Origin of the sequence: Nocardioides sp., from assembly GCF_036405735.1 — a bacterium.
Classification (GTDB): Bacteria; Actinomycetota; Actinomycetes; order Propionibacteriales; family Nocardioidaceae; genus Nocardioides.
Genome location: NZ_DASWXC010000089.1, coordinates 17818 through 33423, shown reverse-complemented (window position 1 = coordinate 33423; position 15606 = coordinate 17818). Strand labels below are relative to the sequence as shown.

At 72.5% G+C, this 15606-nt stretch carries 15 protein-coding genes and 1 tRNA gene; 5 read left to right on the top strand and 11 right to left on the bottom strand.

Features of this window, described 5'->3' with window-relative positions:
- Positions 1 to 355: 355 nt before the first annotated feature.
- From VGE38_RS14480 to VGE38_RS14470, 3 genes are all read right to left on the bottom strand, one after another.
- Positions 356 to 445 (bottom strand) — tRNA-Ser (locus tag VGE38_RS14480).
- 48 nt (positions 446 to 493) lie between these two features.
- The gene (gene tadA / locus VGE38_RS14475) at positions 494 to 964 is read right to left on the bottom strand and encodes a tRNA adenosine(34) deaminase TadA (protein ID WP_331143257.1); all 471 of its coding nucleotides are present in this window, start codon (positions 962 to 964) and stop codon (positions 494 to 496) included.
- Positions 965 to 994: 30 nt separating this feature from the next.
- Positions 995 to 1489 (bottom strand): tRNA adenosine deaminase-associated protein, encoded by a 495-nt coding sequence (locus VGE38_RS14470; RefSeq protein ID WP_331143256.1) that lies wholly within the window; start codon positions 1487 to 1489, stop codon positions 995 to 997.
- 96 nt (positions 1490 to 1585) lie between these two features.
- Here VGE38_RS14470 and upp point away from each other — a divergent pair, with 96 nt between their 5' ends.
- The gene (gene upp, locus VGE38_RS14465; RefSeq protein ID WP_331143255.1) at positions 1586 to 2227 is read left to right on the top strand and encodes a uracil phosphoribosyltransferase; all 642 of its coding nucleotides are present in this window, start codon (positions 1586 to 1588) and stop codon (positions 2225 to 2227) included.
- Positions 2228 to 2255: 28 nt separating this feature from the next.
- Here upp and thpR read toward each other — a convergent pair whose 3' ends face one another.
- The 5 genes from thpR to VGE38_RS14440 all read right to left on the bottom strand — a co-directional run bounded on the left by thpR (position 2256) and on the right by VGE38_RS14440 (position 6470).
- Entirely contained in the window at positions 2256 to 2822 is a 567-nt protein-coding gene (gene thpR / locus VGE38_RS14460; protein ID WP_331143254.1) for an RNA 2',3'-cyclic phosphodiesterase, read from the bottom strand.
- The gene (locus VGE38_RS14455) at positions 2822 to 3550 is read right to left on the bottom strand and encodes a VIT1/CCC1 transporter family protein (protein ID WP_331143253.1); all 729 of its coding nucleotides are present in this window, start codon (positions 3548 to 3550) and stop codon (positions 2822 to 2824) included. The genes thpR and VGE38_RS14455 overlap by 1 nt, the downstream gene beginning before the upstream one ends.
- Before the next feature lie 97 nt (positions 3551 to 3647).
- Positions 3648 to 4793 (bottom strand): acyl-CoA dehydrogenase family protein, encoded by a 1146-nt coding sequence (locus VGE38_RS14450; RefSeq protein WP_331143252.1) that lies wholly within the window; start codon positions 4791 to 4793, stop codon positions 3648 to 3650.
- Between the two features lie 22 nt (positions 4794 to 4815).
- The gene (locus VGE38_RS14445; protein ID WP_331143251.1) at positions 4816 to 6081 is read right to left on the bottom strand and encodes an RNA polymerase sigma factor; all 1266 of its coding nucleotides are present in this window, start codon (positions 6079 to 6081) and stop codon (positions 4816 to 4818) included.
- Positions 6054 to 6470 carry a YciI family protein gene (locus VGE38_RS14440; RefSeq protein ID WP_331143250.1) on the bottom strand — a complete coding sequence of 139 codons (417 nt, stop codon included), beginning with the start codon at positions 6468 to 6470 and terminating at the stop codon, positions 6054 to 6056. Before VGE38_RS14440 ends, VGE38_RS14445 begins: the two co-directional genes overlap by 28 nt.
- 130 nt (positions 6471 to 6600) lie before the next feature.
- On the opposite strand from VGE38_RS14440, the gene glgX reads away from it, so the two are divergent.
- The 3 genes from glgX to treZ are packed head-to-tail and all read left to right on the top strand — an operon-like array spanning position 6601 to position 12889.
- Entirely contained in the window at positions 6601 to 8796 is a 2196-nt protein-coding gene (glgX, locus tag VGE38_RS14435; protein WP_331143249.1) for a glycogen debranching protein GlgX, read from the top strand.
- Positions 8793 to 11144 (top strand): malto-oligosyltrehalose synthase, encoded by a 2352-nt coding sequence (gene treY / locus VGE38_RS14430; protein WP_331143248.1) that lies wholly within the window; start codon positions 8793 to 8795, stop codon positions 11142 to 11144. The genes glgX and treY overlap by 4 nt, the downstream gene beginning before the upstream one ends.
- Positions 11141 to 12889 carry a malto-oligosyltrehalose trehalohydrolase gene (gene treZ / locus VGE38_RS14425; RefSeq protein WP_331143247.1) on the top strand — a complete coding sequence of 583 codons (1749 nt, stop codon included), beginning with the start codon at positions 11141 to 11143 and terminating at the stop codon, positions 12887 to 12889. Before treY ends, treZ begins: the two co-directional genes overlap by 4 nt.
- Before the next feature lie 72 nt (positions 12890 to 12961).
- Here the strand turns inward: treZ and VGE38_RS14420 are convergent, their stop codons facing one another.
- Positions 12962 to 13564 carry a 2'-5' RNA ligase family protein gene (locus VGE38_RS14420; protein WP_331143246.1) on the bottom strand — a complete coding sequence of 201 codons (603 nt, stop codon included), beginning with the start codon at positions 13562 to 13564 and terminating at the stop codon, positions 12962 to 12964.
- A 37-nt stretch (positions 13565 to 13601) separates the two neighbouring features.
- Between VGE38_RS14420 and VGE38_RS14415 the strand changes: the two genes are divergently transcribed.
- Positions 13602 to 14348: an adenosylcobinamide-GDP ribazoletransferase gene (locus tag VGE38_RS14415; protein WP_331143245.1), complete on the top strand. Its 747-nt coding sequence runs from the start codon at positions 13602 to 13604 to the stop codon at positions 14346 to 14348.
- Here VGE38_RS14415 and cobU read toward each other — a convergent pair.
- Positions 14345 to 14887 carry a bifunctional adenosylcobinamide kinase/adenosylcobinamide-phosphate guanylyltransferase gene (gene cobU / locus VGE38_RS14410; protein WP_331143244.1) on the bottom strand — a complete coding sequence of 181 codons (543 nt, stop codon included), beginning with the start codon at positions 14885 to 14887 and terminating at the stop codon, positions 14345 to 14347. The two genes, VGE38_RS14415 and cobU, sit on opposite strands and share 4 nt — an antisense overlap.
- On the bottom strand, positions 14884 to 15579 hold the full coding sequence (locus tag VGE38_RS14405; protein WP_331143243.1) for an NAD-dependent deacylase: 696 nt from the start codon (positions 15577 to 15579) through the stop codon (positions 14884 to 14886). The genes cobU and VGE38_RS14405 overlap by 4 nt, the downstream gene beginning before the upstream one ends.
- Positions 15580 to 15606: the final 27 nt, after the last annotated feature.

Below are 15606 nucleotides of genomic sequence, written 5' to 3'. Positions count from 1 at the left end.
GCGCACGGCGACGCCGGCGGCGATGCGCGCACGCCGGCGGCGGGCGTGGCGGGGCAGGTGGGGGTGAGACAACGTCGGCTCCTCGGGGCAGTGCAGGGGTATCCGAGGCAAGGGAAGACCTGGCGGCTTGCGTCCGACTTGCGGTCCGCTTGCCGCCGCGCGATGCCGCGGATGCGTGGGGGTCGACGCGGCACCCGAGGCCGGCGTCGGCCCCGACGATGACGGCCCCGATGTCCCGAGCGACAGAGCGACGTGTCCCGCACATGTCCCGACCTGGCCGGGCCTGACGCCTGCGGACGCCTGGAGGCCCCTGGAGACGCAGAACGGCCCCCGACGGATCGGGGGCCGTTCTGGCTGGCGGTGTCGGAGGGATTTGAACCCTCGGTGGGCTTGCACCCACAAACGCTTTCGAGGCGTTCTCCTTAGGCCGCTCGGACACGACACCGGGAGAGACGTTACCGGAGACGTCGCGGGCCGCGGAAATCGGCCCGGGTCAGGCCAGCGGGTCGCGCCGGGCCGCGAAGAACGCCTCCAGCAGCGCAGCCGACTCCTCGGCCAGGACCCCGGAGACCACCTCCGGGCGGTGGTTGAGGCGCCGGTCGCGGACGACGTCCCACAGCGAGCCCACCGCGCCGGCCTTGGGGTCCCAGGCGCCGAAGACCACGCGGTCCACCCGCGCCAGCACGGCGGCGCCGGCGCACATCGTGCAGGGCTCGAGGGTCACCACGAGCGTGCAGCCCGACAACCGCCACTCCCCCCGCGCGCGGGCGGCCTCCCGCAGGGCAACGACCTCGGCGTGCCCGGTCGGGTCGGCGTCGGCCTCGCGCACGTTGCGGCCGCGGCCGACCACGGTTCCGTCCTCGGCGACGACGACCGCCCCGATCGGGACGTCGCCGGTCGCCAGTGCTGCGCGCGCCTCCACGAGGGCGGCGGTCATCGCGACATCGTACGAGCTGGCTGCCATGGCGACCGGATCGTATGACGTCCGGGACGCTCAGGCGCTGGCGAGCCCGACGGCGTCGTCGAACAGCTCCCCGAAGCCCATCGCCCGGGCGACCTCGGAGAGCATCTCGTCGGGGTAGAGGTCGACGTCGTCGAGCAGGGCGCCCATGTCCATCGCGCTGACGCCGACGTCGGCCAGCAGGCCGAGGTCGCCGGCCGGCTCCGGCTCGTCCTCCTCCTCGGGCATGGGCAGGCCGAGATGCTCCACGACGCTGGCCGCCAGCTCCCACTCCTCGGCGGCGGTCACGTCGGAGAGCAGCACGCTGACCGAGGCACCCATCACCCGCAGGATCACGAAGAAGTCCTCGTCGATGCCGATCAGCCCGAAGGCGCCGCCGTCGCCGGGGAACCGCCGCAGGGCGTGCGCGAGCGCGTCGACGTCGGTCAGCAGGTCGTGCGCGAGCTCCTGGACCTGCCAGACGCCGTCATCACGGTAGACCGCGAGCGCGAAGTCCACGCCTTCGATCTGATCCTCGACGCCAGCCATGTCACCCAGGGTGGCAGACGCTCACCCCCGGGCCAACCCCTTTCGCGGGGGTTCGCGCGGATAGGGGCGGACCCGCCCGGGAGTTAGGGTGCGCCCATGCGCACCCACGTCGTCGACCACCCGCTCGTCGCCCACAAACTGACCACGCTGCGAGACGAGCGCACCGACTCCCCGACGTTCCGCTCGCTGACCGACGAGCTGGTGATGCTGCTCGCGTACGAGGCGACCCGCGAGGTGCGCATCGAGTCCCACGACATCCGCACGCCCGTCGCGCCGACCACCGGCGTGCACCTGGCCCGGCCGACCCCGCTGGTCGTCCCGATCCTGCGCGCCGGCCTCGGCATGCTGGACGGGATGATGCGGCTGCTGCCGACGGCCGAGGTGGGCTTCTTGGGGATGGTCCGCAACGAGGAGACGCTGGAGGCGACGACGTACGCCGAGCGCCTGCCCGAGGACCTGTCCGGCCGGCAGTGCTACGTGCTCGACCCGATGCTGGCCACCGGCGGCACCCTCGCGGCCGCGATCCGGTTCCTCACCGATCGCGGCGCCGACCACATCACCTGCATCACACTGCTGTGCGCCCCCGAGGGCCTCGCGAAGCTCGAGGCCGGTCTCGAAGGGCTCGACGTCCCGGTGACGGTGGTGACCGCGGCGGTGGACGAGCGGCTCAACGAGAAGGGCTACATCGTCCCCGGGCTCGGCGACGCCGGCGACCGGCTCTACGGCCTCGCCCACTGACCCCGGACCGGCCGCCCGCACACGGGCGTCAGCGGGCGAGCGGGAACTCCTCGATCACCTCGTACCGTGGCCGCTTGCTCGGGCCCTCCCCGAGGTGCGACTGCACCAGCGTGAGCGTGTCGACGCTCCAGGCGGGGCCGCGGTAGCCGTCGAGCAGCCGGACCCACCTCGTCACCTCCTGCGGGCGGCCGAGGCGCGCCACGGTCAGGTGCGGGGTGAAGCGGCGCCCCTCCACCTCGATCCCGCTCTTGCTGGCCGCCGCACGCGCCCCGGTGGCGAGCCGGTCCAGCTCGGTGCGCCCGGCGTCGTCCAGGTCGAGCCCGGCCCACAGCACGCGTGCGCGGGCCACGTTGGGGAAGGCGCCTCCCCCGGCGATCGCCGTCGCGAAGGCCGTACGCCGGCCGGCGGCCCGGCCGAGCCGCTCGACCAGCTCGTCGAGCGACCGGTCGGGCACCTCGGCGAGGAACGCCAGCGTCAGGTGGAGGTGGTCGGCGAGCGTCCAGCGGAACGGCCCCGCATCCCGGCGTACGGCCAGGAACTCGTCGAGGTCCTCCAGTGCCGCGGCCGGCGGCACCACCGCGGCGAACAGCCTCATCAGAGCTGGGTGCCGAGCTGGGTGCCGATCAGGCTCCCGATCAGGTACGTCACGCCCATCGCGAAGGCACCGCCGAGGACGTTGCGCAGGGCCGCCCGGCGCCAGTTGGCGAAGCCCAACGTCGCGCTGCCCCACCCGGTCACGGCGAGCGCCACCAGCACGGCGAGCACCGTGACGTAGATCCGCTCCGGGGACGGCAGCAGGATCGTCAGCATCGGCAGCAGCGCCCCGAGGGTGAAGGCGACCATCGACGCCGCGGCCGCCGACCACGGGTTCGTCACGTCGTCGACGTCGATCCCGAACTCGAGGTAGGAGTGCACCCGCAGCGCGTTCCACTCGGTCAGCTCGCGGGCGGCGGTTGCCGCGGTCTCGGGCGACATGCCGCGCTCCTCGAGCATCGCGGTGAGGTGACGCAGCTCCTCCTCCGGCATGCGTTGGAGGTCGTGCTGCTCGGCGGTCACGAGGGCGAGCTCGGCGTCGCGCTGGGTCGAGACCGAGACGTACTCGCCCGCGCCCATGGAGAGCGCTCCGGCGGCCACGGCGGCGATCCCTGCGATCAGGATCGCGGAGCGGTCGTCGGTCGCGCCCGCCACGCCCATGACGAGGCCGGCCACGGAGACGATGCCGTCGTTGGCGCCGAGCACACCCGCGCGCAGCCAGTTGAGTCGGTTGCCGAGCCCCTCGGTGTCGCCGTGCTCGTGGTGCGAGAGATCTGCCAGCTCAGCCATGCGTCCCATCGTCGCGCCGCCCCGTGGGGGCCACAAGCAAGGTGAGCCAAAGCAAAGGGCGGCCACCCGGTGTCCGGGTGGCCGCCCTGCGGTGCCACTACAGGCCGAGCTCGCGGCCGATGAGCTCCTTCATGATCTCGTTGGAGCCGGCCCAGATGCGGGTGACGCGGGCGTCGCGCCAGGCGCGGGCCACGCGGTACTCGTTCATGAAGCCGTAGCCACCGTGGATCTGGACGCAGTGGTCCAGGACCTCGTTCTGGACCTGCGAGGACCACCACTTGGCCTTGGCCGCCTCGACGGCGGTCAGCTGGCCCTCGGCGTGCGCGGCCACGCACTTGTCGATGTAGGCCTCGGCGACCTCGATCTGGGTGAACAGCTCGGCCAGCAGGAACTTGATGTGCTGGAAGTTGCCGATGGACTGGCCGAACGCCTTGCGGTCCTTGGCGTACTGCAGCGTCTCGACGAGGATCTGCTTGGCGTGCGCGATGTTGGCGACCGAGCAGATGATCCGCTCCTGCGGCAGCTTCTGCATCATGTGGATGAAGCCCATGTTGAGCTCGCCGATGATGTCGGCGTCGGTCAGCCGGACGTTCTCGAAGAACAGCTCGGCGGTGTCGGACTCCTCCATGCCGACCTTGTCGAGCTTGCGACCGCGGCTGAAGCCCTCCTTGGTCGCCTCGATGCCGAAGAGGGTGATGCCCTTGGGGCCCTTCTCCGGGTCGGTGCGCACGGCGGTGACGACGAGGTCGCAGCTGTAGCCGTTGGTGATGAAGGTCTTCGAGCCGTTGACGACCCACTCGTCGCCGTCGCGCACCGCGGTGGTGCGCAGGGCGGCGAGGTCGGAGCCGCCGCTGGGCTCGGTCATGCCGATCGCGGTGAGGATGTCACCGGAGGCGGCGCCGGGCAGCCAGCGCTGCTTCTGCTCCTCGGTGCCGAGCTCGACGATGTAGGGGACGGTGATGTCGGAGTGGATGCCGAAGCAGGTCGGGTAGGCGGCGCCGACCTTGGCGAGCTCCTCGTTGATCACCGCGTTGAAGCGGAAGTCGCCGGCCTCCGAGCCGCCGTACGCCTCGGGGATCGACAGCCCCAGGAAGCCGTTGGCGCCAGCCTCCGTCCAGAACTCACGGGGCAGTGCCTTCTCGGCGATGTGCTTCTCCGTGTGGGGGATGACCGAACGGTCGAGCCACTGCTTCACGGACGCGCGGAACGCCTCGTGGTCCTCGTCGTAGATGTCGCGCTTCATGCCCATCATCCTAACCCCGGGGTTACCTGTCGGTAACCCCGTGTGCTCGATCCTCGAGCACCGACCGCTCGGCGGCGTTGCCGCACATCTCAGCAGCGCGCAGGAAGGCGGCGCGCGCCTCGGCCAAGCGGCCCAGCCGCCGCAACAGCTCCGCCCGTACGACGTGCAGCGGGTGGTAGCGCAGCAGCGACCCGCTCTCCGCGAGCTCGTCGACCAGCCGCAGGCCGGCCTCGGGCCCGCGGGCCATCGACACGGCCACGGCGTGGTTGAGGTCCACCACCGGGGACGGGGCGACCTGGCGCAGCCCCTCGTAGAGCAGCACGATGCGCTCCCAGTCCGTGTCGGCCACCGAGGGGGCGACGGCGTGGCACTCGGCGATCGCCGCCTGCAGCGCGTAGGGACCCAGGCCGGCGCCCTGGGACGCACGCGCGAGCGCCGCCCGGCCGCGGGTGATGGCCGAGCGGTCCCAGCGGTGCCGGTCCTGGTCCTCGAGCAGCACGGGCCGGCCCGCGGCATCGGTCCGCGCGGGGAACCGGGCGGCCGTCAGCTCCAGCAGCGCCAGCAGTCCGAACGCCTCCGGTGCCGGCTCCAGGCGCGTCACCACCCGGGCCAGCCGCACCGCCTCGCGGGCGAGGTCGTGGCGGATCCACGCGTCACCGGAGGTCGCGGAGGAGCCCTCGGTGAAGATGACGTAGAGGACGTTGAGCACCGAGGCCAGTCGGGCGGGGCGCTCGTCGGCCGGTGGCACCGCGAACGGCACCCGGGCGGCGGTGAGGGTCTTCTTGGCCCGGGTGATCCGCGCCTGCAGCGTGGGCAGCGGCAGCAGCAGGGCGCGGGCGATCTCCTCGCTGGTCAGGCCGCCGACCACCCGCAGCGTGAGGGCCACCCGCGCGTCCCGGCTCAGCACCGGGTGGCAGGCGACGAACATCAGCGCCAGCACGTCGTCGTCGATGACGTCGGGGTCCCACCTCTCGTCCTCGACGACCGTCTCGACGGTGTGCCCGATCGCGGCGTACCTGGCGTCCCGGGCCGACCGGCGGCGGAAGGCGTCGACAGCCCTCCGCCGGCCGGTCGTGAGCAGCCACCCGCCCGGGTTGTCCGGTACGCCGTCGCGCGGCCAGGCCACCAGCGCCTCGGCCAGGGCGTCCTGGGCCACGTCCTCGGCGAGCTCGAAGTCACCCGTGTAGCGCGCGAGCGCGCCGACGAGGCGGGCCGACTCGATGCGCCAGACCGCCTCGACGGCGGCACGGGGGTCGACCGTCAGAGCTGCCCCGTCGCCTCGCGCCACGCCCGCTCCTTCTGGATCCACGGGTTGTCCTGCGGGAACTCGTCGATCGAGGGGACCCGCCGGATCTCGGTCTTCATGCCCGGTCCGGCCGGCATCCGCTTCGCCCAGGCGACGGCGTCGTCGATCGAGGGCACCTCGAGGATGTAGAAGCCGCCGAACAGCTCCTTGGTCTCGCCGTACGGACCGTCGCTCACGACGGGCTCCTCGTCGCCGTACTCGACCACGACGCCGTTCGCGGCGTCGTCGAGACCCTCGGCCGCGACCAGCACGCCCGCCCGGATCAGCTCGTCGTTGAAGCGGCCCATCGTCTCGAGGATCTCGTTGAAGTCGACGTCGGCGAACCGCGCGTAGGCCTCGTCGGTCGCCCGCATGATCAGCATGTACTTCATCTCATCGCTCCTGGTGTCGGTGAGGATCCTGATCGACCCTCTCACTCCCAGGTCGAACGGCACACCGCCCGATCGACACGACCGTCGAACTTTTTTGCGACCTTTCGCCGTGGCTGGATACCGAGGGCGCATGACCTACCCCGTGGATGTCTGGCCGGGCCAGCCCTACCCGCTCGGCGCGACGTTCGACGGCAGCGGCACCAACTTCGCGCTCTTCAGCGAGGTCGCCGAGCGCGTCGAGCTGTGCCTGTTCGACGAGGCCGCGGACGGGCGTCTGGAGGAGACGCGCGTGGAGCTGCGCGAGGTCGACGCGTTCGTCTGGCACGGCTACCTCAACGGCGTCCAGCCCGGACAGCGCTACGGCTACCGCGTGCACGGGCCCTGGGACCCCGCCAACGGCCACCGCTGCAACCCGAGCAAGCTGCTGCTCGACCCCTACGCCAAGGCCACGGTCGGCGAGATCGACTGGGACCCGTGCCTGTTCTCCTACCGGTTCGACGCACCCGAGGAGCGCAACGACGACGACTCCGCGCAGCACATGACGCTGGGCGTGGTCGTCAACCCGTACTTCGACTGGGAGGGCGACCGCGGCCTGCGGGTGCCCTACCACGAGAGCGTGATCTACGAGGCACACGTCAAGGGCCTCACCCAGCTCCACCCCGAGGTCCCCGAGGAGTTCCGCGGCACGTACGCCGGGCTCGCGCACCCCGCCGTGATCGACCACCTGCGACAGCTCGGCATCACGACCCTGGAGCTGATGCCCGTCCACCAGTTCGTGCAGGACAGCACCCTGCTCGAGAAGGGTCTGCGCAACTACTGGGGCTACAACACGCTGGGCTTCTTCGCCCCGCACGCGGCCTACGCCAGCGGCCGCGACGACCAGCGGTTCCCCGGGCAGCAGGTGCAGGAGTTCAAGCAGATGGTGAAGACCCTGCACCGCGCCGGCATCGAGGTGGTGCTCGACGTCGTCTACAACCACACCGCGGAGGGCAACCACCTCGGTCCGACGCTGAGCTTCCGCGGCATCGACAACGCCGCCTACTACCGGCTGGTGGAGGACGACCAGCAGTACTACATGGACTACACCGGCACGGGGAACACCCTCAACGTCCGGCATCCGCACTCCCTGCAGCTGATCATGGACTCGCTGCGCTACTGGGTGAGCGAGATGCACGTCGACGGCTTCCGGTTCGACCTGGCCGCGACGCTGGCCCGGGAGTTCTACGACGTCGACCGGCTCGCCACCTTCTTCGAGCTCGTGCAGCAGGACCCCGTCGTCTCGCAGGTCAAGCTGATCGCCGAGCCGTGGGACGTCGGGCCGGGCGGCTACCAGGTGGGCGGGTTCCCGCCGCAGTGGAGCGAGTGGAACGGCAAGTTCCGCGACAGCGTCCGCGACTTCTGGCGCGGCGAGCCGGCGCTCGGCGAGCTGGCCTCCCGGCTGGCGGGCTCCGCGGACCTCTACGAGCACTCCGGTCGCAAGCCGTTCGCGTCGGTCAACTTCGTCACCGCCCACGACGGCTTCACGCTGCGTGACCTGGTCTCCTACAACGAGAAGCACAACGACGCCAACGGTGAGGACAACAACGACGGCGAGAGCCACAACCGCTCCTTCAACCACGGCGTCGAGGGCCCGACCGACGACCCGCAGGTCCTCGCCGACCGCTCCCGCGCCCAGCGCAACCTGCTCGCCACGCTGCTGCTGAGCCAGGGCGTCCCGATGCTGCTGCACGGCGACGAGATGGGCCGCACCCAGCAGGGCAACAACAACACCTACGCCCAGGACAACGAGCTGAGCTGGGTGCACTGGGACGAGGCCGACCAGCCCCTCCTGGACTTCACCACCGCCCTCATCCGGCTACGGCGCCAGCACCCGACGTTCCGCCGGCGGCGGTTCTTCACCGGCACGGAGGTCCGGAGCGGGGAGAGCAGCCTGGACGACATCATCTGGCTGCACCCCGACGGCCGCGAGATGGTCGACGGCGACTGGGCCGAGGGCCGGGCGCTCGGGATGTTCCTCAACGGCCATGGCATCGCCGGTACCGACAGCCGGGGTCAGCGGATCGTCGACGACCACTTCCTGCTCTACCTCAACGCCGGCGACGAGCTGGCCGTCACGCTCCCGCCGGAGGAGTACGGCGCCGCGTGGGACGTCCTGGTGGACACCGGCGAGTCCGCCCCGGACGGCGAGGCACGTCCCGCCGGCAGCACGCTCACGCTGGCCGGGCACAGCGTGATCGTGCTGCGCGAGCACCGGCCGGCCGAGCCGGAGCCCGACCCGTCGGTCGACGCCTCGGTCGCCGCCATCACCGAGGCGCAGGAGCGATGAGAGTCCCGGCCAGCACCTACCGACTCCAGATCACCCCGGAGTTCGACCTGTTCGCGGCGGCCCGCCGGCTGCCGTACCTCCGCGACCTCGGGGCGGACTGGGTCTACCTCTCGCCACTACTGGCCAGCGAGCCCGGCAGCAACCACGGCTACGACGTCGTCGCGCACGACCACGTCGACCCGGCGCGCGGCGGCGAGGAAGGGCTGGCAGCGCTGTCGGCGCAGGCGCGCCGACTGGGGATGGGCGTCCTCGTCGACATCGTGCCCAACCACGTCGGCGTCGCCACGCCGGCCGAGGACCCGTGGTGGTGGGAGGTGCTGAAGTACGGCCGCGAGGCCGAGCACGCCCACTTCTTCGACGTGGACTGGGACGCCGGGAACGGGCGGCTGCGGGTCCCGGTGGTCGGTGACGACGACCTGGCGCCGGGCGGGCTGATCCAGCACCTGGCGGTCATCGAGGGACCCGACGGGCCGCGGCTGGCGTACCACGACAATGTCTACCCGGTCGCCCCCGGGACCGCCGACGACGTCGGTGTCGCGGCCGGCTCGGCCATCGAGTGGGCGAACACCGTCCATGACCGGCAGCACTACCAACTGGTGAGCTGGCACGACGCCGACGACGCCCTCAACTACCGGCGCTTCTTCGCGGTGAACACCCTGGCGGCGGTGCGGGTCGAGGAGCCGGACGTCTTCGCGGAGACCCACCGTGAGATCGGGCGCTGGTTCCGCGAGGGGCTGGTCGACGGTCTCCGCGTCGACCACCCCGACGGGCTGCGCGACCCGAAGCGCTACCTCGACGACCTCGCCGAGCTGACCGGTGGCGCCTACGTGCTGGTCGAGAAGATCCTCGAGCCCGGCGAGGAGCTGCCGGCCTCGTGGGCGACCGCCGGCACCACGGGGTACGACGCGCTCGCCGTGATCGACCGGCTGCTCACCGACCCGGCCGGGGAGCAGCCGCTCGACGAGCTGGAGACGATGCTGCGCGGCGCACCGGTCGACTGGCGGGAGATGGTGCACGACCGCAAGCGGGAGGTGGCCGACGGGATCCTGCGCTCGGAGGTGAAGCGGATCGTGCGCGACCTGCGCCGCCATCTGCCGACGCTCCCTGCGTTCCGGGCCGAGGACGCGGTGGCCGAGCTGATGGCCTGCTTCGCTGTCTACCGGTCCTACCTGCCGGAGGGCCGCGAGCATCTCGACACCGCCTTCGCCGAGGCCCGGCGCCGGCGGCCGGACCTGCAGGCGACGTACGACGCGCTGGAGCCGTGGCTCGGCGACCCGGACCTGGCCGCGGCCAAGCGGTTCCAGCAGACCAGCGGCATGGTGATGGCCAAGGGCGTGGAGGACTGCGCCTTCTACCGGTGGTCGCGGCTCACCTCGCTCAACGAGGTCGGCGCGGACCCCTCGGTGTTCTCGGTGTCCGTGGACCGCTTCCACGAGCTGATGGCCGTCCGGACCGAGCAGTGGCCGCACGCAATGACCACGCTCTCCACCCACGACACCAAGCGCGGCGAGGACGTGCGCGCCCGGATCACGGTGCTGGCCGAGATGCCCGATCGGTGGCGGACGGCGCTGGAGGAGCTGCTCCGGCTGGCTCCGGTGCCGGACCCCGGGTTCGGCGCGCTGCTGTGGCAGGCGGTGCTGGGCGCGTGGACGCCCGAGCACCTCCCCGACCTGCCGGGCAGGCTGCACGGCTACGCCGAGAAGGCGATGCGGGAGGCCGGCGACCACACCACCTGGACCGAGCCCGACGAGGACTACGAGCGGGCTGTCCACGCGGCCGTCGACGCGGTCTTCACCTCCGACGACGTACGTCGGGTGCTGACCGACCTCGCCGCGCTGGTCGACGAGCCGGCGCGGTCCAACGCGCTGGCGGCGAAGCTGATCGCGCTGACGATGCCGGGCGTGCCCGACGTCTACCAGGGCAGCGAGCTGTGGGAGACGTCCCTGGTCGACCCCGACAACCGCCGCCCGGTCGACTTCGACCACCGCGCGGCCGTGCTCGCCGGCGAGCAGTCCGACGACGCGGTCGACAAGCTGCATGTCACCTGCAGCGCGCTGACGCTGCGGCGGGAGCGACCCGAGCTGTTCTCGACCTACGCGCCGGTGACGGCCACCGGCGAGGCCGGCGACCACCTCATCGCGTTCGACCGGGGCGGCGCCGTCACGGTCGCCACCCGGCTGCCGGTCGGCCTCGCGGCCCGCGGTGGCTGGGGCGACACCACCCTCGACCTGCCCCCCGGGCGCTGGCACGACGTGCTGACCGGGGTCTCGACCGACGCGGGGTCCGCGCGGCTGGCCGAGCTGCTGGCCGTCCATCCGGTCGCCCTGCTGGTGAAGGAGGAGTCATGACGGGCTCGAACGACTACGCCGTCTGGGCACCGCGGCCCGAGCGGGTCCGGCTCCTCGTGGACGGCCCCGAGCGCACCGTCGTCGACATGACCCGTCAGGAGGACGGCTGGTGGACGCCCGCGTCCGCCGTACCGGCCACCGGCGAGATCGACTACGGCTACCTGCTCGACGACGACCCCGATCCCCGACCCGACCCCCGGTCGCGCCGCCAGCCCGACGGAGTGCACGGATTGTCGCGGACCTTCGACCCGGCGGCGTACGCCTGGGGCGACGACTCCTGGACCGGGCGGCAGCTGGCCGGCTCGGTCGTCTACGAGCTGCACGTCGGCACGTTCACGCCCGAGGGGACGCTGGACGCGGCCATCGGCCGGCTCGACCACCTGCGCTCGATCGGGGTGGACCTGGTCGAGCTGCTCCCGGTCAACGGCTTCAACGGCACCCACAACTGGGGCTACGACGGGGTCGCCTGGTTCGCGGTGCACGAGGGGTACGGCGGCCCGGCGGCGTACCAGCGCTTCGTCGACGCCTGCCACGCGCACGGCCTGGGCGTGATCCAGGACGTCGTCTACAACCACCTCGGGCCGTCGGGGAACTACCTGCCGCTGTTCGGGCCCTACCTCAAGGAGGGCCGCAACACCTGGGGCGACCTCGTGAACCTCGACGGGCCCGGCTCGGAGGAGGTGCGGCGCTTGATCCTCGACAACGTGACGATGTGGCTGCGGGACTTCCATGTCGACGGGCTGCGACTCGACGCCGTGCATGCCCTGGTCGACGCCTCCCGGCCGCACCTGTTGGAGGAGATGGCGGTCGAGGTGGCCGCGCTGTCGGCCCATCTGGGCCGACCGCTGACGCTGATCGCCGAGTCCGACCTCAACGACGCGAGCCTCGTGACGCCGCGCGAGGCCGGCGGCACCGGGCTGGACGCGCAGTGGAGCGACGACTTCCACCACGCGCTGCACGTCGCACTGACCGGGGAGACGCACGGCTACTACGCCGACTTCGCGCCGCTCGCCGCACTGGCGAAGGTGTGCGAGCGCGGGTTCTTCCACGACGGCACCTGGTCGTCCTTCCGCGGTCGCCGGCACGGACGGCCGGTGGACCGCGCGACGATGCCGACCTGGCGGCTGGTGGTGTGCAGCCAGAACCACGACCAGATCGGCAACCGCGCCGCCGGCGACCGGCTCACCGCGCACCTCGACGACGACCAGCTCGCCTGTGCCGCGCTGCTGACGCTGTGCGGACCCTTCACGCCGATGCTGTTCCAGGGCGAGGAGTGGGCGGCCTCCGCGCCGTTCGCGTTCTTCACCTCCCACCCGGAGCCGGAGCTGGGCCGGGCCACGGCCGAGGGTCGTCTCGAGGAGTTCGCCGCACACGGCTGGGACCCCTCGACCGTGCCGGACCCCCAGGACCCCACCACCTTCGCCCGCTCGCAGCTGGACTGGTCCGAGCTCGCCTCGGAGCGCGGCGAGCGGATGCTCGCGGTCTACCGCTCGCTCGCGCGGCTGCGGCGGGCGCTTCCGGCGCTGACCGACCCGGCGTTCACCTCGGTGCGCTGCGAGGTCGAGGGACGACTGTTCCTGATGTGGCGCGGCGACACGCTCGTCGCGGTGAACTTCGGCACCGACGCCGTCACGGTGGACCTGGCCGACGCCCTGTCGCTCCGGTTCGCCACGCCGTCCGGTGCCGACCTGGCCGACGGGCGGCTCACCCTGCCAGCACACGCCGGGGCGCTGCTGGCGCCGTGAAGCTCGGCTGCCTGTTCAGCGAGGTATGCAGCCGAATCTGCGCTTCCCGTGCGGAGTTCCGCACGGGAAGCGTCAACTGACCTGCATACCTTGACGAACAGGCAGCGGCTCCGTGCCACCGCCGCCGAGCGGCCAGCGGTGCCGCACGTGGCAGTTGCCGGTCTCGTACCAGTGCAGCTCCAGCCGATCCGCGCGGCAGCGCACCGGGACCGTGTCGCCGAGCAGCGCGCGCGTGGAGTCGATGCTGACCTCGGCGCAGACCAGGTCGAGGGTGAGGTGCGGGACGCTGTGCGGGAACCGGCCGGCGTACGGCGGGCACTGCGGGAACGCCTCCCAGAGCCGGGCCGTCAGGGCGGCGAACGGCGCGGCCGGCTCCGGGCGCAGGTGCACGATGCCGTCGGGGAAGGCGGCGACGTCGTCGAGCAGGTAGTCGAACGGCTCGGTCCCCGCCGCGATCTCCGCGAGGAGCGCCAGGTCGGCGGGAGTCGGCTCGGTCAGGTACGGCGCCAGCGCCGTGACGTGGGCGTGGGTGAACGCCGGGTCGGTCGACACCATCGCCGGGTCGTAGTGCTCCCAGCGGCCACGGACGAAGGGCTCCAGCTCCGGGACCGGGACGACGAGCACGGCGTGTCCGGGCTCGTGTCCGCGCTCGTTTCCGGGCTCGCGCTGCGTCATGGCGGGCAGCCTGGCACAGGCCGATAGCGTGCCGCCCATGACCTCCGCCCTGCTGCTGGCCGCGGGGATGCTGACGTCGCTGCGCGTCCCTCCGGTCACGACCGTGACGCCCCGGCTGGCGTCCGGGGCGCTGCTGCTCGCCCCGGTCGCGGTGCTGCCGCTCGGCGTCGTGGTCGCTGCCGTGTGCTGGGCCGGCTCCGTGCTGTCGCTCCCGCCGCTCGCCGTCGCCGTCGCCGCGCTCGGCGCGCTGGCCGTCGGCAGTCGGGCGCTGCACCTCGACGGTCTCTCCGACGTGGCCGACGGGCTGACCGCGTCCCACTCCCGCGAGCGGTCGCTGTCGGTGATGAAGAGCGGCACCGCGGGTCCTGCCGGCGTGGTCGCCGTCGTCGTCGTCCTCGGCGTCCAGGCGGCCGCGCTGGCGACGTACGTCGGCTCGTGGCGCTCCGCGGCGCTGGCCGGCCTGCTGGTGTGCGCGTCACGCAGCGCGCTCTGGGTGACCTGCGCCCGGCCGGTGCCGCCGGCGCGGACCGACGGCCTGGGCGTCACGTTCACACGCCGGGTGCCGACGCTCGTGCCGCTGCTGGGATGGGCCGTGATCGCGGCCCTCCTGGCGCTCGTCGACCCGGTCGCCGGGCCCGTGACGGCGGCGGTCGCCGTGCTGGTCGTCGCGGCGCTGACCGCGCACACGGTGCGGCGGTTCGGCGGCGTCACCGGTGACGTGTTCGGCGCCGCGATCGAGGTGGCGCTGGCGGTGCTGCTGGTGGGCCTCGCGGGTCGGCTCTAGAGCCGCAGCACCCGACCGGCGACGACGAGGTGCACCTCGTCGCAGGCCTCGGCGACGCGCTGGTTCAGCGTGCCGAGCAGGTCGCGGAAGAGCCGGCCCGAGCGGTGCCCCGGCACCACCCCCAGGCCCACCTCGTTGGTGACGACCACGACCGGGTGCTCGGCGGCGCCGAGCGCGGCGAGCAGCGGCGCGGTGCGGTCGGCCACCAGCGCCTCGACATCCGCGACCGGCGCCTCCCACAAGTCCGCCTCGTCGACGACGCGCGTCAGCCAGGTGCCGAGGCAGTCGACGAGCACAGCATTGCCGGCGCTCGCGACGGCCTGGGCCAGCTCGCCGGTCTCCACCGTCGTCCAGCCGTCCGGACGGCGCTCGCGGTGGCGGGCGATGCGGTCGTGCCAGTCCGCGTCGTCGTACGTCGGCCCGGCGGCGACGTAGGTGACGGCCGGTTCGGCCGCGAGCAGCTGCTCGGCGTAGCGCGACTTCCCGGACCTCACCCCACCGGTGACCAGGACCCGTCCGAGCCGGGTCTCCGTGCTCACGCGAGCACCTCGCGGACCCAGGCCGGGACGATCGTGCCGGCGGGTCCATGCCGGTGCTCGTCGAAGTAGTGGCTGCCCTCGCTCGGCTCGAGGTTGAGCTCCAGCGTGCGGACGCCGTACTCCCGGGCCACCTGCACGAACCCGGCCGCCGGGTAGACCGCGCCGCTGGTGCCGACGGAGACGAAGAGGTCGGCGCTGACGAGGCCGTCCTCGATGCGGTCCAGCTCGTAGGGCATCTCCCCGAACCACACCACGTCGGGCCGGAGCGACTGCTCCCCGCAGCCGGGGCAGGCCGGCCCGTGCACCAGGTCGTCGGCCCACGGGAAACGGCCCTCGCACGCCACGCACAGCGCCTTGAGCAGCTCGCCGTGCATGTGGAGCACGTGGCACGAGCCGGCGCGCTCGTGGAGGTCGTCGACGTTCTGGGTGACCACCAGGAGGTCGATGCCCGGTGCCTGCTCCAGCTCGGCCAGTGCGCGATGGGCCGGGTTGGGCTCGACCGTGGCCAGCGCGGCGCGGCGGGCGTCGTAGAACCGCTGCACGGTCTCCGGGTCGCGCCGGTAGGCCTCGGGCGTCGCGACGTCCTCGACCCGGTGCCCCTCCCAGAGCCCGTCCGCGTCGCGGAAGGTCGGCACCCCGCTCTCGGCGGAGATGCCGGCTCCGGTCAGGGCGACGATCCGTCGGGGCACCACGTTCCAGGTCTACCAGGTGCCCCGACG

Bases quoted from the DNA above. Each gene is read 5' to 3' on its own strand.
- tadA (WP_331143257.1), bottom strand. From the start codon at position 964: ATGGCAGCCAGCTCGTACGATGTCGCGATGACCGCCGCCCTCGTGGAG.
- VGE38_RS14470 (WP_331143256.1), bottom strand. From the start codon at position 1,489: ATGGCTGGCGTCGAGGATCAGATCGAAGGCGTGGACTTCGCGCTCGCG.
- upp (WP_331143255.1), top strand. From the start codon at position 1,586: ATGCGCACCCACGTCGTCGACCACCCGCTCGTCGCCCACAAACTGACC.
- thpR (WP_331143254.1), bottom strand. From the start codon at position 2,822: ATGAGGCTGTTCGCCGCGGTGGTGCCGCCGGCCGCGGCACTGGAGGAC.
- VGE38_RS14455 (WP_331143253.1), bottom strand. From the start codon at position 3,550: ATGGCTGAGCTGGCAGATCTCTCGCACCACGAGCACGGCGACACCGAG.
- VGE38_RS14450 (WP_331143252.1), bottom strand. From the start codon at position 4,793: ATGAAGCGCGACATCTACGACGAGGACCACGAGGCGTTCCGCGCGTCC.
- VGE38_RS14440 (WP_331143250.1), bottom strand. From the start codon at position 6,470: ATGAAGTACATGCTGATCATGCGGGCGACCGACGAGGCCTACGCGCGG.
- glgX (WP_331143249.1), top strand. From the start codon at position 6,601: ATGACCTACCCCGTGGATGTCTGGCCGGGCCAGCCCTACCCGCTCGGC.
- treY (WP_331143248.1), top strand. From the start codon at position 8,793: ATGAGAGTCCCGGCCAGCACCTACCGACTCCAGATCACCCCGGAGTTC.
- treZ (WP_331143247.1), top strand. From the start codon at position 11,141: ATGACGGGCTCGAACGACTACGCCGTCTGGGCACCGCGGCCCGAGCGG.
- VGE38_RS14420 (WP_331143246.1), bottom strand. From the start codon at position 13,564: ATGACGCAGCGCGAGCCCGGAAACGAGCGCGGACACGAGCCCGGACAC.
- VGE38_RS14415 (WP_331143245.1), top strand. From the start codon at position 13,602: ATGACCTCCGCCCTGCTGCTGGCCGCGGGGATGCTGACGTCGCTGCGC.